This window comes from Nisaea sp. (assembly GCF_039990255.1).
In the GTDB taxonomy this organism is placed as follows: domain Bacteria; phylum Pseudomonadota; class Alphaproteobacteria; order Thalassobaculales; family Thalassobaculaceae; genus Nisaea.
Genome location: NZ_JBDXGG010000018.1, coordinates 1,600,283 through 1,624,403 on the forward strand (window position 1 = coordinate 1,600,283; position 24,121 = coordinate 1,624,403).

The following is a 24,121-nucleotide window of genomic DNA, read 5'->3' on the forward strand; positions in this document are numbered from 1 at the left end:
TTTTCGTAGGAAATTTCAATTTGTTTAATTTCGACCATGCATCGCCGCACCAGACCAGGGCCTGAATCCCTGTATTTTCCTTGAGTATACTACTTTCGGCACGGGTTTATCCAGCCAGATCGCAATAGAGCCTCCCGCCCTGATTTGCTTCGGCCCAAGGATCAACCGCGGCATAGAGCAGGTATCCGGCACTCGGACCCGAGTCACAAGAATGTCCGCACGCAGGCAATCTTCTGCAAGAGACTGCGCATCTGACGACCAAGCAACAAAGCCGATCGATGGCGCGTCCATCGCGCAGCCCAGACTGTCGCAGTGGAACCGAAGAAGCGACTTCGGCCCGCCTTCTTGCGCTTCCACTCCTGCGCGGCGGCGCCAGACATCGACAGCAAACCCCGAATGCCTCGAGGTCGAGACTATCCCCGACCCTGAAAACACACCTACCATCTTGGCCCGGTCCGCTATGACCAGCGTTGGCGGAACCCACGGAGAGGTGACAAGAACGCCCAAGCACACAACAAGAACCGGAACCGCACAAAACCGTATTTGGCCATGTAACAGACACAACCAAAGCCCAGAGCACGCCGTGACGCCAATGACCCACCCTGGAGCCGCAGCGACAGCATGTGTTGCATACGGCCAACCCTGCACGATCCTGGCAAGATGGAGCACACCATCTATACCCCAACCCATCGGCACCAGCGCCAGCCCCTCCAATCCGAATGGCATAAGGATCAACGCCGCCGCACCGAAAGGCATAATCCAGAGGCTCGCAGCCGGAACAGCGAGCATGTTGGTCGCAACTCCGTAAAGCGCGGCTTTCTGGAAATGATAGAGCGCCAACGGCAATGTAGCGCTTGAGGCCACGAAAGAACTCAGGGCAAGCAGCCCAACATGCCTCGCAAAACGGCCAAACCGGCGGCCATCAGCCGGATACTTGTTCCACGTACCAGTCTCGTAGACGGCGACGAGGCATATCACTGCGGCAAAGGATAATTGAAAGCTGGCACCCAAGACATATTCGGGACGCACCACCATGATGATCGCAGCCGCGGACGCGATCAGGCGAATCGAAATCGCACGGCGGCCGATTAGAACACCGATCAGCACGACCAACGTCATGACATAGGCGCGCTGCGTTGGCACGGACGCTCCGGACAACAGCAGATAAACTGTCGCGAACAGTATTGCGCCAGTTGCCGCCATTCTTCTTGTTGGCCAGCGCAATGCGATCCCGGGATGGAGGCTCAGCATCAATCGTATAAAGAAGAACACGCACCCCGCGACCAGCCCCATATGCAACCCGGAGATGGCGAGCAGATGCGCAATCCCCGCATCCCGCATCGCCTCTGTTGCACTTTCGGAGATCCAGTCCCGGTCCCCGACAAGAAGCGCGGCGGCAAGCGCACCGGTGTCTCCTGGGAGACGGGATCTGATCCGCTCCGAAAAGTCACTGCGAAGCACCGAGAGGCCGCCTGACAGGGGTATATCCCCGGCTGCCTCAGCAGCCACCGGCCCGAGGGCAAAACCGACGGCGCCGATCCCGCCAAAATAAAGCACCCTCTGAAAATCGTAGGCATAAGGAGCAACCGGCGGAGGCGGCGGTTTGAAACGCCCGAATACTGTGACTCGCGATCCCACCGAGGGCGCCCTGTCCCGTTTCAGTAAAAGCAGCCTCACACGGCCAGGCTGGTTTTCCGGCCCGACTCGGCCAAGGCGCTCAACGCGTACGATCAATCGCTCTCCCCGTGATGTGACCCGCACATCCTCCACAATCCCGGAAAGAGAAGCCGCTGTTTCCCGTTTCAGGACCGGCGCGGCAACCTGCCAGGTCCTGAACTGCGCTGCAGAGAAACCGGCAGCAGCGGCAAGTAACGGCATCAGGCAAAACACACAAAGCATTGAGCGCCTTACAGCCGCCACAGTCAGCACAAGGGAGGCAAGCACCAACGGCCCAGTCCAGAGGGGCGGCTCAGTGAGCAATTCGAAGTAGCTAAAAATACCGGCGCCAAACGCAACGGGCAGCCAGAGCCCGGCACGCGGGCGGTTTTCCGCCAGGGCATCCGCCAACCAGTCACCAACTCCCACAAGCCCGCGACGCAGCACAGCTCTCACCACTGTCCAATCTCGCACTGCAACGGTCAATGTGCTACATAGCCCGGCGCCCGCAGGCGGAGATTGCCGGGGCTGACTTTTTGCCAAACAAAATCACGAGAAACAGCTCCATGTCCGTTGTCACGCGTTTTGCCCCGTCGCCAACCGGTTTCCTGCATATCGGTGGCGCAAGGACCGCGCTCTATAACTGGCTCTATGCGCGGCACACGGGCGGAAAATATCTTGTCCGGATCGAGGACACAGACAAGGCACGCTCCACACCCGAAGCGGTGCAGGCGATCTTTGACGGTCTCGCGTGGCTGGGCCTGCTTGGCGACGAAGAGCCGGTCTATCAATCAGCCCAACTGGAGCGCCATGCGGAAGTGGCAAAGGAACTGGTCGCCAAGGGCCGGGCCTATTACTGCTACTGCACCCCGGAAGAACTCCAGAGCATGCGCGAAGAGGCGAAGGCTGCCGGAAAACCGATGCGGTACAACGGGATGTGGCGCGATCGCGATCCGTCGGAAGCACCTTCGGGCGTCGCCCCGGTTGTCCGCCTCAAGGCCCCGCTAGAAGGCGAGACGACGCTGGCCGACCATATTCAGGGCGAAGTCACTGTGCAAAACGAGCAGCTAGACGATTTCGTGCTGCTGCGTGGCGACGGCACCCCGACCTACATGCTGTCCGTGGTCGTCGACGACCATGATATGGGCATCACCCATGTTCTGCGCGGCGACGACCACCTGAACAACGCCTTCCGCCAGTCCGCGCTTTACCGCGCGATGGAATGGGACGTTCCGGAATTCGGCCATATCCCGCTGATTCACGGTGCTGACGGCGGCAAACTGTCAAAGCGTCACGGCGCGCTCGGCGTGGATGCGTACCGGGAGATGGGCTATCTGCCGGAAACCGTAAACAATTATCTGCTCCGCCTCGGCTGGGGGCATGGCGACGATGAGATCATCTCCTCCGCGCAAGCCATTGAATGGTTCACGCTGGAAGCTGTCGGTCGCTCTCCGTCCCGTTTCGATCTTGCCAAACTGGAAAATCTGAATGGCCATTATATCCGCGAAGCCGATGATGAAAGGCTGACAGAACTCGTGGTCGCCGGTCTCGGCAACGTTGATGAGCAAGGCCGCAGCCGGATTCTCAAAGGCATGGGCGGTCTTAAGCAGCGCGCCAAAACCATAGTTGAACTGACCGATAGTGCTGCGTTCTACGCTGCATCTGTGCCCTTGAATTTCACGGAAAAGGCCCAAAATCTCCTCACGGAAGAAGCTCTCAGCCACCTCACCGCCCTCATCGCCGATCTTGAAGCGATGCCGGATTGGACCGAGGAAGCCATCGAGCAGGCCGTCCGAACAATCGCCGAAAAAGCCGATATCAAGCTCGGGAAACTTGCCCAACCGCTGCGCGCAGCGCTTTCGGGATCAACCGTTTCGCCGGGTATTTTCGAGGTTGCCGCCGTTCTCGAACGCGCGGAAACCCTGGCACGGCTCAAGGCAGTTTGCGGCACTGCACAATAAAGACTAATATCCGCCGCGATTAAGCGGCACGTTGCCCCAATTAGCCCCAGGGGAATGCGGGGCAGCCGCCCAACAAGAACTAAGGGAAGCTCAGGATGACTGAATCAAACACCGGCAGCTTTACACTCACCGATAACCAGACCGGCACCAGCTACGACCTTCCAGTCCTGCACGCATCGGTCGGCCCGAATGTGGTCGATGTCCGGAAGTTTTACGCCCAGACGGATCATTTCACCTATGACCCCGGCTTCACGTCAACTGGCTCTTGCGAGTCCGGCCTGACCTATATCGATGGTGACAAGGGCATTCTGCTGCATCGCGGCTTTCGGATCGAAGATCTCGCTGCCAACTGCTCCTTTCTCGAGGTTGCCCATCTGCTGCTGAACGGCGAACTGCCGAACAAGGAACAGAAGAGCAAGTTCGATCATGACGTGACCTATCACACGATGGTGCACGAGCAGCTCAGCAACTTCTATCGCGGCTTCCGTCGGGATGCGCACCCGATGGCCATCCTTTGCGGTGTGGTCGGCGCCCTGTCCGCTTTCTATCACGATTCCACAGACATCAATGACGAGCACGCCCGCATGGTGGCGTCCTTCCGTCTGATCGCGAAGATGCCGACCCTGGCAGCCATGGCGTACAAATACTCCATCGGTCAGCCGTTCAATTATCCGAAAAACAACCTCGGTTATGCCGAAAACTTCCTGCACATGATGTTCTCGGTCCCGGCCGAGGAATACGAGATGAACCCGGTCCTGGCCAAGGCAATGGACCGCCTGTTCATCCTGCATGCCGATCATGAGCAGAACGCGTCCACATCGACCGTCCGCCTCGCCGGCTCTTCCGGTGCCAACCCGTTCGCCTGCATCGCGGCTGGTATCGCCTCGCTCTGGGGTCCGGCACATGGCGGCGCGAACGAAGCCGTGCTGACGATGCTCAACGAGATTGGCCATAAGGACAATATCAAGGAGTACATCGCAAAGGCGAAGGACAAGGACGATCCGTTCCGTCTGATGGGCTTCGGTCACCGGGTCTACAAAAACTACGATCCCCGTGCGAAGGTCATGCAGGAGAGCTGCCACGAGGTGCTTGAAATCCTCGGTGTCGACGATCCGCTGCTGGAACTGGCGATGGAGCTCGAGAAGATCGCGCTGGAAGATCCCTATTTCGTCGATCGCAAGCTGTTCCCGAACGTCGACTTCTATTCCGGCATCGTGCTGAAAGCGATGGGCTTCCCCACCTCCATGTTCACCGTCCTGTTCGCCGTTGCCCGGACCACGGGCTGGGTCGCGCAGTGGAAGGAAAGCATCGAGGATCCGCAGGCAAAAATTGGCCGACCGCGCCAGCTTTACACGGGTCCGACCGAACGTCCGTTTGTCGAACTTGGCAAACGCTAAGCTCCCAAACTTGACGAGAAGCAAAAGTACAAACGGCGGCACTTTGGTGCCGCCGTTTTTCATTCCAGCCTGAAGACCTCAAGAACACTATTCGGTTGGTCGTTTAAAACGCGCGAGAAAGTTCACAGCCACTTCCGCAGCATCAATATCGCTATTACGCCCCTTACGCCGGGTTTCTCCGTCCCTCAAGGCCCTGGGCACGGCGTGCCCTCCTCCTTCGACACGCAGCAACCTGACGGTGCGAGGCGCAATGCAGCCGGTCCAGTTGATCTCCCGGACACGGCTCCCGTCATCTGGGTCCAGGTCTTCAAGCATTTCTGCCTCCTGCCCGGTACAGCTATGAATCCGGCGCCAAAAATCCAGCGTCTCAGGCACAGATATCTCCCGTCCGACCCGGAAAATCCAACCATCCCAAGGCAAAACCCTATCGTTGGTTCCGGCAATCACCATCAACGGAGCCGGATAGAGGGCGCGGCAAGCGTCCCGATCGCGCTCCGTCATTGTTCCGATCACCGGAACAGCGGCCGCAAAGGGCGAGTCTGGATGGCAAAGCAGCCCATAAGACATGATCGCCCCGTCCGAGATCCCTGTCAGGTAAATCCGCGCAGGATCGGCACGCCTGGTTTGGATCAGCTCCCGAACAACGGCAAAGATGAAACCTGCGTCATCAACCGATCGTCCGTCCGGAAGAGTCGTATTCCTCAGACCTGGCGCTAAATTCCACTGCCCCCAGAGTGCTGCTGGGCTGGCTACCAAGAACTCTTGGCCCAAAGCATGCTGCTCTAGCGCGGACCACCCGACTCTTTCCAGAGATCCACGATCAGCGATCGCTTGGTCCCGCTTTCTGAAACCGTGAATATGGACCACGAGAGGACGCGCTCCCCCCACCATATCGGCTCCAGCCAGCCTGTAGATTCGTTGATGGTCCTGCCAAAGCAGCGGCACAACCTCAGAATCGTCAGCCGAAAAAGAAATCAGGAAGACAAAAAGATATGCGATTCGAGACATGATGAGTCTTCCTTCTAACGCAAAACAGACCTAAGCGGGAGAAGGGTTGCTTATTTTCGTGGATGAATTCAATTCTCGGAACGGTTCAGTCAACCAATTCCAATTTGGCCGCCTTCGCCACTGCGAGTGCCGCTTGATCCGAAGGAGCAATCTCACCGGTTCCGAGAACTGCGCGTAATTCATCAGCAGCCCGGGAGCAGTCGGCACGGGCTCGAGTATCATCAAACATCCGCGCAACCGCCACAGTCAGAGAATCGGGTGTGCAATTGTGCTGCATGAAGAAGGGCTGGACCGGCCGCTTCAAGATCCAGTTCGCCAGGACCACGGCATCCATGTTGACAAGCATCCGCCCAATCGGCACGGAAAGCGGATTAACCTTGTAACCAACAACAGTCGGGACGCCAGCAAGCGCCAACTCAAGCGTCACGGTACCAGAGGCTGCCAACGCCGCATTCATGGCAGCAAACGCATCATACTTGTCGTCGGCATCTTCAAGGATGACCGGTTGCACCGGCCAATCCTCAACCCCGTCGCGAATCATGTCGGCAACACCGGACACAGTCGGTATCAGAACCCTCAAATCCTTATAACGCGGCGCAAGCCGTCGCACAGTTTCGCCGAAGCTTGGGAGCAACCGGCGCACTTCGCCGCGACGGCTCCCAGGAAACACGCCGAGAACCGGCGCCTTCGGCGGGATTCTCGTTCGCGCGCGCAGACGGGCGTCATCGCCAATCGGCTGCTCCGATGCGGGATGGCCAACGAATGTGGTCTTGAGCCCATGCTCTTGGAAATAGGACGGCTCGAATGGAAACAGAACGAGAAGCTCGTCGAGGAACTTCGAGATAGTCTTGGCACGGCCGGGCCGCCAGGCCCAAACGGTCGGCGCCACCATATGCACCAAAGGAAACGAGGCGATCTGACCAGCAGCGCGACGCGCATAGAGCCGCTTCTGAACACGCAAGTTGAACGCCTTGGAATCAACCGTCAGTAAGACATCCGGCTGCAGCTCCACGATATTATCCACGGTTTGCCCGATGCGCCGGAGCAAATTCGGGATATGCGGAAGCACTTCGAATACCCCCATCACAGCCATTTCCGACATCGGGAAAAGGCTGGTCAGACCTTCCGCAGTCATCCGGTCTCCGCCGACACCGGCGAAACGCACCCGACCTCCAGTCATCTTCTTGAGGGATTTCATCAGGCCGGCCGCGAGCACATCGCCAGATGCTTCACCGGCTACGATATAGACCAGCGGCGTACGCTCTGTAGCCTTTGTCACTGGTCTAACTCCCGGAGTCCATCGACCCCCACAAGAAACAGTCCGGCTCCGTTCGCGGCATCAACGGCGGCCGTTCGGTCGACGAGGATTGTTGCCCCCGCCTCAACCGCTATTCCACGAAATCCAGCAGCGGCAGCACCCCGCACCGTATCCGGTCCGATTGTCGGAAGGTCCGCCCGGCGCTCCTGTCCGCGCTTGCGCATTTTGATCAGGATCGGTCCCTCAGCGCTGTCTCTCTTCAGTCCCGCGGACCGGGCAATCATCGCGTCAGTTCCCTCGACGGCTTCCACAGCCAGCACCAGCCCTTCCTGGACTACAACCGCCTGCCCGACATCCGCCGGGCTTAACGCTTCAAGAACGGCCTTGCCGCGCGCGATGTCAAACTCTGCGCTCGCGTCGGGCGCCCCCTCCGTGATCGCCCCTGCCGGCATCAGATATCCGCCAAGCACATCGTCAATCCCGACCACTCTGAAACCGTCGCTTTCAAGTTCTTCGATAATGACGGAGAGCAAACCGTCGTCACCAAAGGCCTTACGACCGGCCTTGGCCAGCATCTTTGCCGACCGCATATCGAGAGACATGTCCGAGAAGGCCGGTCTGCGCATCGGCCCGGCCATTACCACTTCTTCAACCGAGGCGTCTTTCAGATGCTTCAGTGTGCCGCTGGTAGCCCCGAGCCGAACCCATGCATGGTCTAGACCCTCAACGGTTTCCTGATCTGTCTGCCCCTCGAAAGCGATCAGAAAAACACCGTCACCATCGCTAAGGCGCCGCTCAGCTATACGGCGGGGCAACACCCCTCTGCCGGCGAGAATTCCGAGCTTCGGCATATCTGGACCTCAGGTCCTGCCAGGCTGGCAGATTGCACCACGGCTGCTCGTCGCACGGATGAAACCGACAATATCCGTAACAACCTCATTGTCGCTGAATTCGCGAGCTACGGAATCCACACGTTCAAGGAACGTGCCTTCGTCAGCGAACAGCAACCGGTAAGCCTTGCGCAGTTCAGCGATCTGTTCCTGCGTGAATCCCCGGCGCTTCAGGCCAATCAGATTGAGCCCAGACAATCGCGCCCGGTCCCCCATCACGGTTCCGAACGGGATTACATCATTCTCGACGCCGGTAAGGCCACCAATCATGGCGTGCTTGCCGATACGCACGAATTGGCGCGCGGCGCTAAGCCCTCCGAGAATCGCGAAATCACCAACTGTCACATGCCCAGCGATGGTGGCGTTGTTTGCCAGAATGACATTATCACCGACAACACAATCATGTGCCACGTGAGAGCCTGCCATGAAAAGACAACTGTCACCGACCTTGGTTATCATGCCACCGCCTTCGGTGCCGATATTCATGGTGACGTGCTCGCGGATCACATTCCGCGCGCCAATCACCAGCTCGGACGGCTCCCCGCCATATTTTAAGTCCTGAGGGATCTGCCCGATCGACGAGAACGGAAAAATCTCCGTCTCCGCACCGATGCGGGTCCGGCCCTCCAGAACCACATGGGCATGGAGACGGCATCCGTCGCCAAGAACGATGTTCGGACCTATGATGCAATAAGGACCGATCTGTACTCCGGATCCAATCTCTGCAGCGGGATCGACAATCGCGGTCGGATGGATGCTCAGCTCTTGCGATGTCATCCTCTAGCTGTCCACGATCATCGCGGAGAAAGTCGCTTCGGCGACCAGCACATCATCGACTTTCGCGACACCGGTGAATTTCCAGACCGGACCCCGGTTTCGAGATTTCTCGACATGGATCTTGATCTGGTCGCCAGGTACCACGGGCTTCCGGAAACGGGCGTCGTCGATGGTCATGAAATAAACCAGCTTGCCTTCCGCTTCCTTGCCCAGCGTGGCAACCACCAGGCAGCCGGCGGTCTGCGCCATTGACTCAATGATCAGAACGCCCGGGAAAACCGGACGGGTCGGGAAGTGACCCTGGAAGAAATTCTCATTGATCGAGACGTTCTTGACCCCGACCGCTTTTACGCCAAGCTCAATTTCTTCGATCTTGTCGACCATGAGAAACGGATACCGGTGCGGGATGAGTTCCATTACCCGGTTCACGTCGATATCAGTCTCGACAGCCGTTCCGACTTCTATATCTGCGGCGCCCATCAGTTCTCCAGATCTTTGTTGCGTCGCCCCAAGGACTTGATAACAGCCACCTGGCGGCGGAATTCTCTTATCGGTACGGCAGGCGATCCGCCGATCTTCTCGCCCGGCGCAGTCGTGCCCGAAACCCCGGACTGCGCTGCGACCTGCACACCATCGCCGAGTTCGATATGACCGGCCACTCCGACCTGTCCCGCGATCACCACATAGTTCCCGATTTTCGCGCTACCGGCGATACCGGCCTGGCCGCAAATTATACAGCCTTTTCCAACCTGAACGTTGTGGCCGATCTGAACCAGATTATCAATCATGGTCCCGCGGCCAATAACTGTATCCGGCCCACTGCCGCGATCAACGCAGCTGTTAGCGCCGATTTCGACATCGTCTTCGATAATCGCCCGGCCAAGCTGAGGCATCTTAATAACGCCAGCTTCGTCCACTTCGAAGCCGAAGCCGCTGGCACCTATCCGGGCGCCTGGATAGATCACCGCCCGCGCTCCGATAAGACAGTGGGAAAGCGACGCGTTTTCTCCGACAATGGTCCCAGTTCCTACTTCGACACTCTCACCGACAACGGCATTTGCCCCGACCGAAACCCCGTCTCCGAGCACCGCGCCTGCCGAAATCACGGCTCCCGGGCCAATCGAACACCCTTCGCCAAGGGTCGCCGTAGGATCTACAGTCGCCCCGGAGGCAATACCTGACGCTGAGCGCTCTTCCGGATAGAAAAAGGCTGCAATTTTGGCGAATGCCCGGCGCGGTCGGTCGCTGACGATCAGAGTGAGACCGGCCGGCGCACGATCGGCGATATTGCGGGGCAATAAACAAATAGCCGCCTTGGAAGACGCAAGAGCAGCGACATACCGCCGGTTTTCAATGAAACAGATATCACTGTTCCTTGCCTCTTCGACTGAAGCAACATCTGCGATCACCATATCCGGATCTTGGCAGTTAAGCAGTTCTCCGCCCACACGTTCAGCAAGCTCTGCTGCCGAATATGTTCCTGATTTTTTGAAGAATCTCTGGTCCGGCATCGTGCGGCGTCAATCGTTTTCAGTTTTGTTTTTCGACAAAGGTCACCTCGACCTTAGGCAACTTCGCGTTAAGCCGCTTCATGATTTCCTCGGTAATATCGATCTTGCGATCGCCGAGAAAAATCTGGTTCTTGAACAGAACCAACCCGACACCGACCTCGCCAGCAACTTCGGCAACGAGCTCGATCATGATCTTGCGGACATTGCCATTGGCCCGGCCATAGGCCTGGTCCAACTGACGTTTCATCTCCTGTCCATCACGCTGTAGGGCCGCAATATTCTGCTGATGCTCCCGGACACGCGCCTGGAAAATCTCATTGGCGAGAATAGCCTGCTGTTGAGCCAGGGCTTTCTCCGTCTCCCGCACAGCTGATTCACGCTGCTGGAAGTCTTTTTCGTATGCCTTACGGCGCGTTTCCACTTGTTCGCGGATATCCTTCGCAGCATCCGACTGACGCATGATGAGCTGCGCATCGACGACCGCGACACCGACCGGCTCGATTTTGTCGATCGCGATCGCCGGGGAGACCGCGACTGCGACCGTCAGGGAAACGGCAAGAACAACCCCCGCGAATGTCCTAGAAGCGCGTTCCGAAACTGAACCTAAAGATTTCAGTATCATCAGCATCGTCCTTTAATATTGCTTGCGCCACGTCGACGCGGATCAATCCAAAAGCCGTGGCCCAGGACACTCCCGTTCCAACGGATGCACGCAAACTCGTGCTGTCTATTATTTCCGAGCCGCTTTCATCAATCCCGAAAAGCGACCCTACATCGCTGAAAACAAATCCTTTGATTCCGAGATCACCAGGCAACCCAAGGGGGAAGCCGACTTCGGCGGTACCGACATAATACGTGTTGCCACCAAGTGCGTCATCGCTGGTGCTGTCGCGCGGGCCGATACCATTCCGGGCAAAGCCGCGGAAATTGTTACCGCCAACAAAAAACCGCTCGGCAATGCCGACATCTTCACCGAGGCCGACGATGTGCCCACCTTCGCCAATCAGACCAAGTACATAATCGTCTATCAGAGGAATGTAATAGGACCCTTTCAGGGTCGTCCGGAAATGCGCCACCGTGCCGCCAAGACCAGCGAGATCGTTAGAAACACTCGCGAAATAGCCTTCCGTCGGATCGGAGCGGTTATCCCGGGTATCAATAGAAAGGGTGTGGCCGACCTGGGAAACCGTTTGCGAGCCTTCCTGGTCTTTCACAAAACGGGACGCGTCGTCTTCGACATCCCGGATCTCAGTTGTTTTAAACAGGTAATTCACAGAGTGGCGGAGATCCTCGTCAAGATCATAGCCAGCACGCAGACGGAAACCGCTACTCTCCTCCTTGAAGGAACTCTCATCAGTTTCATCCCGGACGATCCTGAACAGATCGAAGCCCGCCGCCACGTCCCTATCAAGGAAGTACGGCTCGGTGAAGCCCAGGTCGAACTGCTGACGGTTGACTGAACCGGAGAACTTAAGGCGAAGGTCCTGCCCCCGTCCTAGCAGATTACGCTCGCGGATCCCGATATCGCCGATCACACTGTCCACCGTAGAGAAGCCAACCCCGAAGGAGATTTCCCCGGTCGACTGTTCCTCGACGGTAGCAGTAATAACCGCCCGGTCCGGCTGCGAGCCTTCGCGGTTTTTCACGTCCACGGCCTTGAAGAAACCAAGGTTTCTGATCCGCCGGCTAGACCGGCGCATTTTCGACGTGTTGAAGGCGTCACCCTCAGCGAGCTGGAATTCGCGCCGGATAACCCGATCAAGCGTCCTCACATTGCCTTCGATATCGATCCGCTCGACGAAGACCTTGGGGCCTTCACCGACAAAGAACGTGATGCCGACGGTCCGGCCTTCAACATCCTGATGCGGTTGCGGGCGAATATCGACGAAAGCGAAGCCGAGCGTCCCCAGATAATCAACAATTCTATCGACCGCATCGTCAACGTCATCAGCATTGTAGGTGTCGCCAGGCACAAGCTCGACCAGCGGAATCAACGCCTCTTCCTCGACATTTTTCAGGCGGATGTCGAAGTCCATTTCGCCAAAGCTGTATTGGTTGCCTTCTTCCATCGTGAAGGTGACAGCGAAATCCTTATGGTCCGGCGTCAGTTCTGCAACAGCGTTGACGACCTTAAAGTCCGCGTAACCTTCGCTCAGATAATGCCGGCGGAGTAGCTCACGATCGAAGCTGAGGCGGTCCGGATCGTAGGTATCCGTCGTCGTCAGGATACGCCAGAAGGCATACTCCTTTGTCAGAATGATATCGCGCAGGTCGGAATCGCTGAATTCCTTGTTGCCGATAAAGGAGATTGACCGGATCCGGGTCAGTGGTCCCTCATCGATCTCAAACACCAGATCGACGCGATTCTGTTCGAGCTGAATAACTTTCGGCTCAACCGTGGCGGCAAATCGACCGCTCAAACGATAGACATCGAGAATGCGCTGAACATCCTGCTGCACACGGGTCCGGGTGAACACACGGCGCGGCTGCAGCTCAACCTCGCGCCCCAGCTCATCGTCCTTGATCCGCTTATTGCCCTCGAAGGCAATCCGGTTGATCACCGGATTCTCAACCACTGTAACCGTGATACGGCGACCGGCAGGCCGAATGCTGACATCCGCGAAAAGACCCGTCCCGAAAAGTGCTTTCAGAGATCGGTCCAGCATGACGGCATCGACGGTATCACCGACCTTCACCGTCATGTAGGAGCGTACCGTTTCGGGATCCACGCGCTGGGTTCCAACCACCTCAATCTCGTCGATCTGCATGGTCTGCGCCGCCGCAGGCGACATGCCGCCCGGCAGATACGGAGCCCCAAAAACTCCGGCCGTGAGAACGGCTACGGCCACAAAAAAACGGGCAAGCGTCAGTCGTGCCGACACATCAAACTCCGCAAACACTTATCAAACCCTGTGAAGGTACGTCCGGTGCCGGACTATAGACCGGTTGGAACACGCATTAAACCAGTGATACCGTTGATAATTCGAAAACTTACGGAGCACTGTACCGAGCATGACCGCGGTCAGCCGAAAATCTCGCCAATTTTCTGTACGAATGAAATGCTGACAATGTCATTCCAGGTGACGAACACCATCAGCGCAATAACCAGAGACAAGCCGGCCACGGACGCATATTCCCTGAATCGCTCGTTCAGCGGCCGCCCCCGAATCGCCTCCAGCGCATAGAACACAAGATGACCGCCATCGAGCACCGGAATCGGGAACAGATTTATCAAGCCGAGATTGACGGAAAGCACCGCCATGAACCAGAACGTCGTGTCCCAGCCCTGCTTCGCAACTTCGCCGGACATCTGCGCGATCTTGATCGGCCCGCCAAGCTCTTCGGTGCCCCTGGAGCCCGTGATCATCTGACCAACGGCTCGCAATGTCTGAGCCGTCATGCTGTATGTCTCGACAGTCGCACTCCAGAGCGCATCCAGAGGGCCATGCTTGATCATGGCCACGTTATTGCTGCGCACGCCGAGCTGACCGAACCTCAATGTGTTACCAAACCGGTCCTCCGTGACGATCTCTTTCGGTGTGATCGTCAAGTTAAGGTCCGCATCGCCGCGGCGCACAATCATCGGCAACGCCGTGCCAGGGTTTTCGCGCACGACGATCTGCAGATCACCGAAACGGGTTACCTCGGTGCCCGCGATCTCCAGCACCCGGTCGCCAGCCTCAAGTCCGGCAGCAGCGGCAGCGCTTTCCGGCATGACCTCGTCGATCGTCGCCGGCGCATAACGCTGCCCCACGACCATGAACAAACCGGCGAGAACGACAATCGCGAAAATAAAGTTCGCGGCCGGGCCGGCTGCGACGATGGCAATGCGCTGCTTTACACTCTTGTAATGAAACGAGACCGCCTTCTGGTCCGGCGTCATCTCTTCCAGACCTTCGGAGGTGGCGCTCGCGGGATCCGCGTCGCCATACATCTTCACGTACCCGCCCAGCGGAATGGCCGAGACCTTCCAGCGAGTGTCGTGCTTGTCGTTCCAACCGAACAGCTCCGGCCCGAACCCGACCGAGAATACCTCAACCCGCACACCGGCTCGGCGCGCGACCCAGTAGTGTCCCAGTTCATGGACGAAAACCAGAACTGTGAGGATCAGCAAAAATGGGATCAGGCTTCCAGCGAAACCAGTCAGAAATTCCATAGCGACGGCGATCCTCAAAACGAATTGTTACGATTGTTTCTATTTAGAGACGCTTAGCCTCAATCTCAATGGCACTCTTGGGTACCAGCCTTTTTGCCGACGTCCGGCAAGCATCTGAGATCAGCGCTCGCGCTTGCTCACGAACGTCCTGATCAAGGGCAATCACGTCATCGATCGTCTGCAGCACGCCCACGTTTACGGCCTGCAAGGCATCCCCGACAAGTTCCGCGATTCCCGTGAAAGATAGGCGTTTATCCAAAAAGGCTTCCACGGCAATTTCATTGGCCGCATTCAGAATAGCTGGCTGCGCCCCACCACTGCGTAGAGCGTCACGCGCGAGCGCCAATGCTGGGAAACGCTCCATATCAGGCGCGAAGAAACTCAGGTTGGCGATCTCGCTAAGGTCGAGTTTCCGAACAGAGGTCTCCATTCGCTCAGGCCAAGCCAGCGCGTAGGAGATCGGCGTTCGCATGTCCGGCACACCGAGTTGAGCCAACACCGATCCATCCGTGTAGGCAACCATGCTGTGAATGATCGACTGCGGATGAACCAGAACATCGATACGATCCACGTCCAGATTGAACAGATGCGCAGCCTCTATGACCTCAAGGCCTTTGTTCATCATGGTCGCGGAATCGACCGAGATCTTCGCTCCCATGCTCCATTGCGGGTGCGCCACGGCTTCCTCGGGCGTCTTGAGGTCCATAGCCGCCAAAGTATCATCGCGGAACGGGCCGCCGGATGCCGTCAAGACAACCTTGTCGATAGATTTTCGCCGGTGCTGTTCGAACACCTGAAAGATCGCGTTGTGCTCGGAATCGACCGGCAACAAAGTCGCGCCCGCAGCCTCAACTTCTCTCATCATGATATCGCCGGCGGAAACCAGGCATTCCTTGTTCGCCAAAGCGACCGTCGCACCCCGCCGAACCGCTGTCAGCGTCGGCAACAGGCCGGCACATCCGACGATGGCGGCCATAACCCAATCTGACGAGCGGGCAGCCGCCTCACAAACAGCGGCGTCCCCAGCGGCGACCTCTATCGTGGTTCCGGACAAGGCGCTTTTCAGAGCGGCATAACCATCCGGATTGGCAATCGCGACGAATTCCGGTTTCAGCGCATGCGCGAGTTCCGCCAAACGCTCGACATTGCGACCACCCGAAAGTGCCACAACGGAGAAACGGTCCGGATTTGCCAGAAGTAAATCTGCAGTACTGCTGCCTACGGAGCCAGTGGCACCGAGAACAGAAACCGATTTGCGGTGCTGGTCCTGCATTTTTTCAGTCGCTCTAAGCATGTCGCCTCAGGGCCATGTCCAGAGCAGGATGCTCTTTCCAGAAAGAAGCATCAGCGCTGCCGCCAAAGGCAGAACGGTGACCTGACCATCTACCCGGTCAAGGATACCGCCGTGCCCAGGTATCAGACGTCCGGAGTCCTTTACATCGAAATACCGTTTCAAGGCTGATTCGGCAAAGTCGCCCGCCTGAGCGATGATGGCGATCACCGCCCCCGCAATAACAACCAACCAAGGCGCCTGCCCAATATACAGCGCCAGCAGAGCGCCGAAGCACCCACTTCCGGCCATCCCGCCGATAAGCCCAGCCCAAGTCTTGTTAGGACTAACCCGCGGCCAGATTTTCAGCCCGCCGATGGTTCGGCCGGCAGCGTAGGCCGCCACATCGGTGACAACAACCGACAATGCCAGCCACAAGGCAGTTTCAAGCCCGAGATCGGGCATCTCCCTGATCCAGTAGATAGCGAATGCCGGGCAAAAAGCGACGAGCAGGCCCGGCAGTAACTTCAATATCCACACTCCGGTCAATATTCGGACCGTAGCTGCATATACAAGCGGCAAGACGCCAAGCAGCAACAAGACTTCCGGTTGCTGGAAGCTAAAGGCTGCCACTCCTACAAGCACGGCAGCAGTCAGCCCCGCGAGACGCCGGATCGTCGATGAGCTATCCGGTGAGACCAGAGTGCACCATTCCCAAGCCATAGCGGCTGCGAGAAGCGCGACAAGGGCAAGGAAGTAGAGTTCCCCAAGCCAGAACAGCACGATGATGGGAGGCAGGATCACGAGCGAGGAGACGACCCTCAGGACAAGTTCACGAGAGCGTCCGTCGGATGCGGTTGCCTGCTTCGTTCCGGAGCCAACGTCGCCCGGCGCCGGGTCATTAGTTTGGCCCGGCATCCCCGGGTCAGCCAACGGCCGCGCCGAAGCGCCGGTCCCGTTGACAGAATTCGTCTATGGCTTCACTAAGCTGATCCTTGCCGAAATCCGGCCAAAGCGTCGGCAGGAAAACATATTCCGAATACGCGCACTGCCAGAGCATAAAATTGGAAATACGCTTCTCCCCACTTGTGCGGATCAGCAGATCAGGATCGGGGATACCGACCGTTTCCAGCGCTTCGCCGAACATCTGCTCGTTTATCTGGTCAGGTTTCAGCGTCCCTTCGGCGACCCGTTGTGCCAGTCGGCGCGCCGTACCGGCGATCTCGTCACGGCCGCCATAGCTCAGGGCTATCGTCAGCACCAGACGGTCATTACCTTCCGTCATGCGCTCAGCCTGTTCGATCAGAGTGACGATATCGTTATCAAGCCTCGACCGTTCTCCAATAACCCGAAAGCAGACGCCCTTCTCGTGCAGCTCGACGATTTCGCTTTTCAGATAACGGCGCAGCAATCCCATCAGATCAAGGATTTCCATTTTCGGCCGTTTCCAGTTCTCCGAAGAAAACCCGAATAGCGTCAGATAGCCGATCCCCTGATTGATCGAGGCCTCGACGGTACGCCGCACCGCTTCCGCACCACGCTGATGTCCAACCGTACGCGGCAGTCCTCGTGCGTTCGCCCAACGGCCATTGCCATCCATGATGATGGCGATATGACGCGGGTGTTTTGGTTGATGTTGTGCGTCAGATTCACCCATCGGTCAGACCTGCATTATCTCCTTTTCCTTGGATCCGAGCGCCTCATCGATGCGGGAGACACACTTGTCCGTCATCTCCTGTACTTCCTCTTCGTAGAGGTGGCGTTCGTCCTGGGAAAGGTCACCGTCTTTTTCGGCTTTTTTAAGGCTATCCATACCGTCGCGGCGGACGTTGCGGACCGCAATACGCGCTGATTCGGCATATTTCGCGGCAACTTTTGCAAGTTCAGCGCGGCGTTCTTCGGAAAGGTCCGGAAGCGGAATGCGCATCAGCTGACCGTCGACCTGCGGGTTAAGGCCGAGATCGGATTCTCGAATCGCCTTCTCAACCGCCTTGGTCATGCTCTTGTCCCAGACCTGGACAGTCAGCATGCGCGGCTCCGGCACGCCGACAGTACCGACCTGATTGATCGGCATCTTGGAGCCATAGGCATCAACCATGATTGGCTCAAGCAGATTAACCGATGCCCGGCCGGTCCGGAGACCCTGAAATTCCTTTTCCAGAGAGGAAATTGCGCCATCCATACGGCGCTTCAGATCGTCGAGATCGGGTCCTTCAGACATTTTATTCAGCCTTCTCGTTTATAATTGTGAAGGTACCGCGTCCGCGGATGACATCCGCAAAGGCTCCCACATTCTCTATCGAGAAGACAAGGATCGGAATACCGTTCTCTCGCGCGAGCGAAATCGCCGAGGCATCCATCACCCGGAGGTCCTTCGACAGAACGTCCATGTAGGTCAGCTGATCATAGCGCACTGCGTCCTTGGCGATAGCAGGATCGGCATCATAGACGCCATCGACCTTCGTCGCCTTTAGCATCGCATCGCACCCCATCTCGGAGGCCCGCAGCGCGGCAGCAGTGTCGGTCGTGAAGAATGGATTGCCAGTACCGGCAGCGAAAATGACCACGCGGCGTTTTTCCATGTGGCGAACCGCACGGCGGCGGATATAGGGCTCCGCCACGGCGGAAATCGGAAGTGCAGAGAGCACCCGACACTGAACACCGATTCCCTCAAGGGCGCTCTGCATGGCAAGCGCATTCATCACCGTCGCCAGCATGCCCATATAGTCGGCGGTGGCTCGCTCCATCCCCTTGGCTGCAGCCGAGACGCCGCGGAAGATGTTGCCGCCGCCAATGACGACGCAGACTTCGCCGCCCAGGTCCCAAACGGATTTAATCTCGTTCGCGACCTGGGAGACCATATCCGGGTCAAGGCCATAGGCCCGTTCGCCCATCAGGGCTTCACCCGAAATCTTCATCAGAACCCGTTTATACTTGGGAGCCGGCGGCTCCTGACCTTGTTCGATCGCCGTCATTTTGCTCTCCCCCGTATAATTTCAGGCCCCAACCTGCCGATTAGCTGCCCAGAGTGGCTGCGACTTCGGCGGCAAAGTCTTCTTCTTCTTTTTCGATGCCTTCGCCAAGCACGAAATGACGGAAGCCGACCAGTTTCACTTCGGTACCGAGTTCCTTCGCGGCATTCTCGATGACTTTGGAGACCTTGTTCTCGTTGTCGATCACAAAGGTCTGCTCAAGCAGAACGACTTCCTGATAATACTTGCGGATCCGGCCCTCGACCATCTTCTGGGCGATCTCTTCCGTCTTACCGGAGGCTTTCGCCTGATCCACAAGAACGGCACGCTCACGATCGACCAGCTCCGGATCGAGATCGTCGACGGAGAGGCTCTGCGGGGACGTTGCGGCGACATGCATGGCGAGTTGCTTGCCAAGCTCGGAAAGCTTGCCAGCGTCAGCAGACGATTCCAACGCGATCAGCACGCCGATCTTGCCGAGGCCCGGCACGACCGCGTTATGAACGTAGGGAACAACAACGCCATTGGAGACAGAGATCGTCGCGGCGCGGCGGATGCTCATGTTCTCGCCGATGGTGGCGATGTTGTGGGTCAGCTGCTCTTCGACGGTGCGGCCGGTTTCCGGATAGGCAATGCCCTTCAGAGCGTCGACATCGTCGCCATTGGAAAGAACGAGGCCAGCAAGCGTTGATGCGAAACCCTGGAAATCGGCGTTGCGAGCAACGAAATCGGTTTCCGCGTTGACCTCGATCAGAGCGCCCTTGGTGCCTTCGGTCGCAACCGCAACCAGACCTTCGGCGGCCACTCGGCCGGACTTCTTGGCGGCAGCGGCAAGACCTTTGGTCCGCAGCCAGTCGATCGCGGCTTCGATATTGCCGTCGGTTTCGCCAAGCGCCTTTTTGCAATCCATCATGCCCGCGCCGGACTTCTCGCGCAGTTCCTTAACCATCGCAGCGGTGACAGCCATCGTCTTCCTCTTTTCGTTGCTCATGCCGTCCTGACTCCTGTCGGAGCCGGCGGGCCTGTCAAACAATCGTAACTTTTCGAACCCATCTCGTAACGGCGGCGGCTCCGCCTGTGCGTGCCGCCGCTGTCACGATCAATATAGCAAACCGGAGCGATTAGGCGCTTGCGGTTTCCGTAGTAGCAGCCGGCTCAGCAGCGGCTTCCGCCGGAGCTTCAGCAACAGCTTCGGCGGCGGCCTCAACAACAGGCTCGACCGGGGCTTCTTCCGACTCGCCAACATCCGTGCCGGAAGCCATCATTTCTTCCTGCAGACCAGCGAGAACCGTGTTGCCGACCAGCTCGCAATAAAGCGAAACGGCGCGCATGGCATCGTCGTTACCCGGGATCGGGTAGCTGATACCCTTCGGGTCGCTGTTGCTGTCCAGGATGGCCACGACCGGAATACCCAGCGTGTTGGCTTCCTGAATGGCAAGCTGTTCCTTGTTGGTGTCGATCACGAACATGATGTCCGGAAGGCCACCCATTTCCTTGATGCCGCCGAGGGAGCGATCAAGCTTCTCGCGCTCGCGGGACAGATTGAGCTGCTCTTTCTTGGTCAGACCCTGCATTCCCTGCTCGAAACGCTCTTCCAGCTCTTTCAAGCGGCGGATCGAGTTGGAAATGGTCTTCCAGTTGGTCAGCATGCCGCCGAGCCAGCGATGGTTGACGTAGTACTGACCGGTCTTGGAAGCGGTCTCAGCAATCACGTCAGCAGCCTGACGCTTGGTGCCGACCATGAGCACACGGCCACCGGACGCGGTGACGTCGCGGATCGCGGACAGAGCGCGATACAGAAGCGGAACCGTCTGCTGCAGGTCGAGAATGTGAACATTGTTGCGAACGCCAAAGATGTACTCTTCCATCTTCGGGTTCCAGCGGCGCGTGTGGTGGCCGAAATGGACACCAGCTTCAAGCAGCTGGCGCATTGTAAACGTAGGAACGCTCATCTTTCCGTCTTTCTCCGGTTATGCCTCCACGGGTTTTGCCCGGGCACCTGCCCGGACACCGGAGCGCTGCGCCAGGATGTCTCCCCGACACCGCGCACACCCGTGTGCGTGATGAATGCGGCGGTTTCTAATGCCTGCGAAGGCTAAATGCAAGGGGCAAGACACAGGTAAATGTTACGCTGGCGATTAACTCCGGCCCCGAACAGCCCTCCTTATCGCTTCCGCCATCGCTCCGGCGAGGTCCGACCGGGCTGCCCCGCCGACCAGGATCGCGCGATTGGATGCAGGCAGTTCCGGAAAACCTTCTGCGGATGAAAGAATCCGCATTCCCGGCTCCACACACCGCAGGGGCAGAACACCAACCGCAAGTCCGGCGCGGATTGCGGATCGCAGACTGGAGAAACTCTGGCTCGTATAGGCAACCCGCCAGCCGCGTCCCGCACGCTTCAACGCCTCCGTCGGCAGACGGCACCAAGGGCACCCGCGATCAAGCAGAGCAATTGGTACGTCCTCGCTTTGGCTCAGAACCATGCGATCCCCCGCCACCCAGACCGTGGGCTCGGATAAAAGGGGCTCCCCCGGAACGGACTCAGGTGCCGAACATATTGCGACATCGAGACGCCCGCCTTCCACAGCAACCGCAAAAGCCGAAGTACATCCCGATTCAACAACGATCTCGACTCCCGGATTGCGGTTGCTGAAATCAGCCAGGGCCACTTCAAAGACAGTATCGTCATAATCGTCCGGAATGCCGATCCTCAACCGGCCGGACAGCGGCGTCTCGAACAACCGGGCCGTCCGCTCGAATTCAACGAGAGTACGCCGGGCCGCCGGTAACAGTTGCTCTCCCGCCGGGCTGAGACGCATGCCCCGTGCACCACGCTCGAACAGCGTGACCCGGAGGGCCTCCTCCAGCTTGCGCAATTGTACGCTGACCGCCGACTGCGTCCGGTTCAGCCGGGATGCAGCCTGGGTCAGATTTCCGCATTCCGCGATCACGATAAAAGTGCGCAGTAAATCATTGTTCAACGCCATAGCGTTCGTTTTTTACGATTTCATTGATTGTTTCAATTCATTTTTTCGAATACCTGCACGTCTCTATGGTGCCCTCTCAACGTCACTCACTTCCACCGGAGCGCCCTAAGCACATGCCCCTCGAAACAATCCTTCTTCTGTTTTCTATCGGCCTCGTCGGAGGCGTGTGGAACGCGATGGCCGGCGGCGCCACATTGTTCACCTTCCCCGCCCTCATGGCGGTGGGACTGCCGTCACTCGTGGCCAACGCGACCAACTATCTTGCGATGCTGCCGTCCAACCTCAGCGCCCTGCCCGCTTATCGCCAAGAGCTGAGAGAGATCGGGCACCGGGTCTGGCCCTTGATGGCGTGCTCGGGTCTTGGGGCTATTTGCGGATCACTCCTTCTGACGGTGTCCGACCCGAAACTGTTCGACGCTCTCATCCCGTTTCTGATTCTGTTCGCCACCGGACTGTTCGCATTCGGCGATCTGCTCCGCGCGCGTGCGATCCGGCATTTCGGCGATCATGCAAGCCAGACCCTGGCCCGTATCGCGCTTTTCGCCTTCTCCATCTACGGAGGCTATTTCGGAGCCGGTCTCGGCATCATCCTGCTCGCCATGGTGCAAATCATGGGCTTTGCGACATTCCATATGGCGAACAGCCTGAAGAACCTGCTCGCGGCAAGCTTCACCATTCTGAGTATCGGAGTTTTCGGCATAGGAGGCCTGATCGCATGGCCGGAAGCCGCTGCGATGATGGTCGGCAGCACAATCGGCGGCTATATGGGCGGCCGCTGCGCAAAATACGTGAACGAGCGCTATCTGCGGATCGCGGTCATCGCTTTCGGCGTTCTGCTGTCAGGCGTCTATTTCTACCGCATGGGCAACGCCTGACAGATCCCTGATGTGTTAGGCGGTGACTTCCGTCACCCCGATCATCGAATCCCGGTGGACAAGGGCGGCAAGCGCTTCCTCGCTCATGCCGTCCATGCCCTCGGGCCGCATCGGCAGGACCATGTAGCGCATGTCGGCCGTGCTGTCGTGGACCCGCACCGCACGGTTATCCGCGATCTCCGTGCCGAATTCACGGAGCACGGCACGCGGCTCCCGCACGACACGGGAACGGTAGGAGCGACTTTTGTACCAATCCGGCGGAATACCTAGGATCCAGCGCGGATAGCAGGAGCAAAGCGTGCAGACGACGACGTTATGTACGTCCGGTGTGTTCTCCAGCACGATCAGTTTCATCGGACCTATATCGTGCCCGACCTCTGCGATGGCTTCCTTCGGGCTTTCGATCAAACGTGTCTTAAAGTCCGGATCTGTCCAGGCCCGGGCGACAACAAGCGCTCCGTTCGCTGGACTGCGGGAATCCATCGCCTCAATCTCGGCGCGGATGTCATCCGCAGTAACCAACCCCTTGTCGATCATGAGCTCGCGCACCGCCTCTTCCATCAGGCGATAATAGGTCATGCTATCGTCCTGATCCGCCCGGTGCGGATGGTGATGCTCCGGATCATAGGGATGCATATGGTCATGGTCATGGTCATGATCGTGGTGATGATGCCCGTGGCCCTGATCGTCATGCCCTGTGCTCATGCCGTCTCTCCTTCAGATCCCTCAGCCTGGTCGAGCCAGAACTCGAAGATCTCGATATCGATTTTGTCGTCCTCATGCCCATCATAATCCGACCAGATATCCTTCTGGCGGAAGCGTACCCGGTAAAGCGGTATTTCAGGCACACCATCACGTCCGAAAGCAAGTTCCTCCGGATTGCGGAAAGCACCACAGATTCGTTCCACAATGCCGGCATGCCCGCGCACATAATATGGCGTGCGGATGTGACTTGGCGGGGTCGGCGGGAACTGTTTGTGCACCCGAACACGATCGCCAACAACAAAGCGCGTCATCAACACCCTCCTCCGGCGCTACCTTCCGGCATCACTCCGTCTGGATAGCGCGCCCGAACCTCCTCGATCTTGGCGCCCAGCTCGTCTGCGGTGAACACGCCACGCTCCAGCAGAGTGTTGGTGACCGAGGAAATCCAGCGCTCGTAATAGGTCATGTCGTCATAGGCACCTGGTGGCAGGGCCTCGATGCCCTTGCGCAGCTGATCCACCGTCATCAGCTTCAAACGGTTAACGCAAATCATCATCAGGGCATCGACCCGCTTTTCCCAAAGCGCGTAGTCATGCTCTTCCCGATCGATATCGCCAGCAGGCAGTCCGCCCATGTCGTGATGGCCGCGCGCGGTAAAATCCCGTTCCATCGCCGCTCCTCCCTTTCAGAATTCAAAG

At 58.1% G+C, this 24,121-nt stretch carries 24 protein-coding genes; 3 read left to right on the plus strand and 21 right to left on the minus strand.

Going from position 1 to position 24,121, the window contains the following annotated elements:
- Positions 1–24: 24 nt before the first annotated feature.
- Complete coding sequence (locus tag ABJ076_RS17910) at positions 25–2,115, minus strand: ComEC/Rec2 family competence protein (RefSeq protein WP_348186054.1); 2,091 nt, start codon at positions 2,113–2,115, stop codon at positions 25–27.
- Positions 2,116–2,222: 107 nt separating this feature from the next.
- On the opposite strand from ABJ076_RS17910, the gene gltX reads away from it, so the two are divergent.
- Positions 2,223–3,617 carry a glutamate--tRNA ligase gene (gltX, locus tag ABJ076_RS17915; protein WP_348186052.1) on the plus strand — a complete coding sequence of 465 codons (1,395 nt, stop codon included), beginning with the start codon at positions 2,223–2,225 and terminating at the stop codon, positions 3,615–3,617.
- A gap of 95 nt (positions 3,618–3,712) precedes the next feature.
- Entirely contained in the window at positions 3,713–5,014 is a 1,302-nt protein-coding gene (locus ABJ076_RS17920; protein WP_348186050.1) for a citrate synthase, read from the plus strand.
- A gap of 87 nt (positions 5,015–5,101) precedes the next feature.
- Here the strand turns inward: ABJ076_RS17920 and ABJ076_RS17925 are convergent, their stop codons facing one another.
- The 17 genes from ABJ076_RS17925 to ABJ076_RS18005 all read right to left on the minus strand — a co-directional run bounded on the left by ABJ076_RS17925 (position 5,102) and on the right by ABJ076_RS18005 (position 21,843).
- Complete coding sequence (locus tag ABJ076_RS17925) at positions 5,102–6,022, minus strand: hypothetical protein (protein ID WP_348186048.1); 921 nt, start codon at positions 6,020–6,022, stop codon at positions 5,102–5,104.
- 85 nt (positions 6,023–6,107) lie between these two features.
- Positions 6,108–7,301, minus strand: coding sequence for a lipid-A-disaccharide synthase (gene lpxB, locus ABJ076_RS17930; RefSeq protein ID WP_348186046.1), 1,194 nt, complete (start codon positions 7,299–7,301; stop codon positions 6,108–6,110).
- Positions 7,298–8,131: a UDP-2,3-diacylglucosamine diphosphatase LpxI gene (lpxI, locus tag ABJ076_RS17935; RefSeq protein WP_348186044.1), complete on the minus strand. Its 834-nt coding sequence runs from the start codon at positions 8,129–8,131 to the stop codon at positions 7,298–7,300. The genes lpxB and lpxI overlap by 4 nt, the downstream gene beginning before the upstream one ends.
- A gap of 9 nt (positions 8,132–8,140) precedes the next feature.
- Positions 8,141–8,947 carry an acyl-ACP--UDP-N-acetylglucosamine O-acyltransferase gene (gene lpxA, locus ABJ076_RS17940; RefSeq protein ID WP_348186042.1) on the minus strand — a complete coding sequence of 269 codons (807 nt, stop codon included), beginning with the start codon at positions 8,945–8,947 and terminating at the stop codon, positions 8,141–8,143.
- A gap of 3 nt (positions 8,948–8,950) precedes the next feature.
- On the minus strand, positions 8,951–9,427 hold the full coding sequence (gene fabZ, locus ABJ076_RS17945) for a 3-hydroxyacyl-ACP dehydratase FabZ (RefSeq protein WP_348186040.1): 477 nt from the start codon (positions 9,425–9,427) through the stop codon (positions 8,951–8,953).
- Positions 9,427–10,458 carry a UDP-3-O-(3-hydroxymyristoyl)glucosamine N-acyltransferase gene (lpxD, locus tag ABJ076_RS17950; protein WP_348186038.1) on the minus strand — a complete coding sequence of 344 codons (1,032 nt, stop codon included), beginning with the start codon at positions 10,456–10,458 and terminating at the stop codon, positions 9,427–9,429. Before lpxD ends, fabZ begins: the two co-directional genes overlap by 1 nt.
- Positions 10,459–10,477: 19 nt before the next feature.
- Positions 10,478–11,080, minus strand: coding sequence for an OmpH family outer membrane protein (locus tag ABJ076_RS17955; RefSeq protein WP_348186036.1), 603 nt, complete (start codon positions 11,078–11,080; stop codon positions 10,478–10,480).
- Positions 11,037–13,340, minus strand: coding sequence for an outer membrane protein assembly factor BamA (gene bamA, locus ABJ076_RS17960; RefSeq protein WP_348186034.1), 2,304 nt, complete (start codon positions 13,338–13,340; stop codon positions 11,037–11,039). The genes ABJ076_RS17955 and bamA overlap by 44 nt, the downstream gene beginning before the upstream one ends.
- A gap of 140 nt (positions 13,341–13,480) precedes the next feature.
- On the minus strand, positions 13,481–14,614 hold the full coding sequence (rseP, locus tag ABJ076_RS17965; protein WP_348186031.1) for an RIP metalloprotease RseP: 1,134 nt from the start codon (positions 14,612–14,614) through the stop codon (positions 13,481–13,483).
- A gap of 43 nt (positions 14,615–14,657) precedes the next feature.
- On the minus strand, positions 14,658–15,908 hold the full coding sequence (dxr, locus tag ABJ076_RS17970) for a 1-deoxy-D-xylulose-5-phosphate reductoisomerase (protein ID WP_348186028.1): 1,251 nt from the start codon (positions 15,906–15,908) through the stop codon (positions 14,658–14,660).
- Between the two features lie 6 nt (positions 15,909–15,914).
- Positions 15,915–16,802 (minus strand): phosphatidate cytidylyltransferase, encoded by an 888-nt coding sequence (locus tag ABJ076_RS17975; protein WP_348186025.1) that lies wholly within the window; start codon positions 16,800–16,802, stop codon positions 15,915–15,917.
- Positions 16,803–16,809: 7 nt separating this feature from the next.
- Positions 16,810–17,541 carry an isoprenyl transferase gene (locus ABJ076_RS17980; protein WP_348186022.1) on the minus strand — a complete coding sequence of 244 codons (732 nt, stop codon included), beginning with the start codon at positions 17,539–17,541 and terminating at the stop codon, positions 16,810–16,812.
- 3 nt (positions 17,542–17,544) lie between these two features.
- Positions 17,545–18,105 (minus strand): ribosome recycling factor, encoded by a 561-nt coding sequence (gene frr, locus ABJ076_RS17985; RefSeq protein WP_348186020.1) that lies wholly within the window; start codon positions 18,103–18,105, stop codon positions 17,545–17,547.
- Between the two features lies 1 nt (position 18,106).
- Entirely contained in the window at positions 18,107–18,859 is a 753-nt protein-coding gene (pyrH, locus tag ABJ076_RS17990) for a UMP kinase (protein WP_348186017.1), read from the minus strand.
- A 40-nt stretch (positions 18,860–18,899) separates the two neighbouring features.
- The gene (tsf, locus tag ABJ076_RS17995; RefSeq protein WP_348186076.1) at positions 18,900–19,823 is read right to left on the minus strand and encodes a translation elongation factor Ts; all 924 of its coding nucleotides are present in this window, start codon (positions 19,821–19,823) and stop codon (positions 18,900–18,902) included.
- Positions 19,824–19,977: 154 nt separating this feature from the next.
- Positions 19,978–20,808 carry a 30S ribosomal protein S2 gene (gene rpsB / locus ABJ076_RS18000; RefSeq protein ID WP_348186014.1) on the minus strand — a complete coding sequence of 277 codons (831 nt, stop codon included), beginning with the start codon at positions 20,806–20,808 and terminating at the stop codon, positions 19,978–19,980.
- A 186-nt stretch (positions 20,809–20,994) separates the two neighbouring features.
- Positions 20,995–21,843 carry a LysR substrate-binding domain-containing protein gene (locus ABJ076_RS18005; protein WP_348186011.1) on the minus strand — a complete coding sequence of 283 codons (849 nt, stop codon included), beginning with the start codon at positions 21,841–21,843 and terminating at the stop codon, positions 20,995–20,997.
- A 113-nt stretch (positions 21,844–21,956) separates the two neighbouring features.
- On the opposite strand from ABJ076_RS18005, the gene ABJ076_RS18010 reads away from it, so the two are divergent.
- On the plus strand, positions 21,957–22,718 hold the full coding sequence (locus ABJ076_RS18010; RefSeq protein ID WP_348186008.1) for a sulfite exporter TauE/SafE family protein: 762 nt from the start codon (positions 21,957–21,959) through the stop codon (positions 22,716–22,718).
- A 15-nt stretch (positions 22,719–22,733) separates the two neighbouring features.
- Here ABJ076_RS18010 and ABJ076_RS18015 read toward each other — a convergent pair whose 3' ends face one another.
- Genes ABJ076_RS18015 through ABJ076_RS18025 form a run of 3 tightly spaced genes read right to left on the minus strand, consistent with a single transcriptional unit; the run spans position 22,734 to position 24,093 of the window.
- Entirely contained in the window at positions 22,734–23,423 is a 690-nt protein-coding gene (locus tag ABJ076_RS18015; RefSeq protein ID WP_348186006.1) for a nitrile hydratase subunit alpha, read from the minus strand.
- Positions 23,420–23,734 carry an SH3-like domain-containing protein gene (locus ABJ076_RS18020; protein ID WP_348186003.1) on the minus strand — a complete coding sequence of 105 codons (315 nt, stop codon included), beginning with the start codon at positions 23,732–23,734 and terminating at the stop codon, positions 23,420–23,422. The genes ABJ076_RS18015 and ABJ076_RS18020 overlap by 4 nt, the downstream gene beginning before the upstream one ends.
- Entirely contained in the window at positions 23,734–24,093 is a 360-nt protein-coding gene (locus ABJ076_RS18025; protein WP_348185999.1) for a nitrile hydratase, read from the minus strand. Before ABJ076_RS18025 ends, ABJ076_RS18020 begins: the two co-directional genes overlap by 1 nt.
- Positions 24,094–24,121 lie beyond the last annotated feature (28 nt).

Coding starts and splice junctions, on each gene's coding strand:
- ABJ076_RS17955 (WP_348186036.1), bottom strand. CDS start 11,080: ATGATACTGAAATCTTTAGGTTCAGTTTCGGAACGCGCTTCTAGGACA.
- dxr (WP_348186028.1), bottom strand. CDS start 15,908: ATGCTTAGAGCGACTGAAAAAATGCAGGACCAGCACCGCAAATCGGTT.
- frr (WP_348186020.1), bottom strand. CDS start 18,105: ATGTCTGAAGGACCCGATCTCGACGATCTGAAGCGCCGTATGGATGGC.
- fabZ (WP_348186040.1), bottom strand. CDS start 9,427: ATGGGCGCCGCAGATATAGAAGTCGGAACGGCTGTCGAGACTGATATC.
- lpxD (WP_348186038.1), bottom strand. CDS start 10,458: ATGCCGGACCAGAGATTCTTCAAAAAATCAGGAACATATTCGGCAGCA.
- ABJ076_RS17920 (WP_348186050.1), top strand. CDS start 3,713: ATGACTGAATCAAACACCGGCAGCTTTACACTCACCGATAACCAGACC.
- rpsB (WP_348186014.1), bottom strand. CDS start 20,808: ATGAGCGTTCCTACGTTTACAATGCGCCAGCTGCTTGAAGCTGGTGTC.
- ABJ076_RS18025 (WP_348185999.1), bottom strand. CDS start 24,093: ATGGAACGGGATTTTACCGCGCGCGGCCATCACGACATGGGCGGACTG.
- ABJ076_RS17980 (WP_348186022.1), bottom strand. CDS start 17,541: ATGGGTGAATCTGACGCACAACATCAACCAAAACACCCGCGTCATATC.
- lpxI (WP_348186044.1), bottom strand. CDS start 8,131: ATGCCGAAGCTCGGAATTCTCGCCGGCAGAGGGGTGTTGCCCCGCCGT.
- ABJ076_RS17925 (WP_348186048.1), bottom strand. CDS start 6,022: ATGTCTCGAATCGCATATCTTTTTGTCTTCCTGATTTCTTTTTCGGCT.
- ABJ076_RS18020 (WP_348186003.1), bottom strand. CDS start 23,734: ATGACGCGCTTTGTTGTTGGCGATCGTGTTCGGGTGCACAAACAGTTC.
- gltX (WP_348186052.1), top strand. CDS start 2,223: ATGTCCGTTGTCACGCGTTTTGCCCCGTCGCCAACCGGTTTCCTGCAT.
- ABJ076_RS18015 (WP_348186006.1), bottom strand. CDS start 23,423: ATGAGCACAGGGCATGACGATCAGGGCCACGGGCATCATCACCACGAT.
- ABJ076_RS18005 (WP_348186011.1), bottom strand. CDS start 21,843: ATGGCGTTGAACAATGATTTACTGCGCACTTTTATCGTGATCGCGGAA.
- rseP (WP_348186031.1), bottom strand. CDS start 14,614: ATGGAATTTCTGACTGGTTTCGCTGGAAGCCTGATCCCATTTTTGCTG.
- lpxA (WP_348186042.1), bottom strand. CDS start 8,947: ATGACATCGCAAGAGCTGAGCATCCATCCGACCGCGATTGTCGATCCC.
- ABJ076_RS17975 (WP_348186025.1), bottom strand. CDS start 16,802: ATGCCGGGCCAAACTAATGACCCGGCGCCGGGCGACGTTGGCTCCGGA.
- ABJ076_RS18010 (WP_348186008.1), top strand. CDS start 21,957: ATGCCCCTCGAAACAATCCTTCTTCTGTTTTCTATCGGCCTCGTCGGA.
- tsf (WP_348186076.1), bottom strand. CDS start 19,823: ATGGCTGTCACCGCTGCGATGGTTAAGGAACTGCGCGAGAAGTCCGGC.
- pyrH (WP_348186017.1), bottom strand. CDS start 18,859: ATGACGGCGATCGAACAAGGTCAGGAGCCGCCGGCTCCCAAGTATAAA.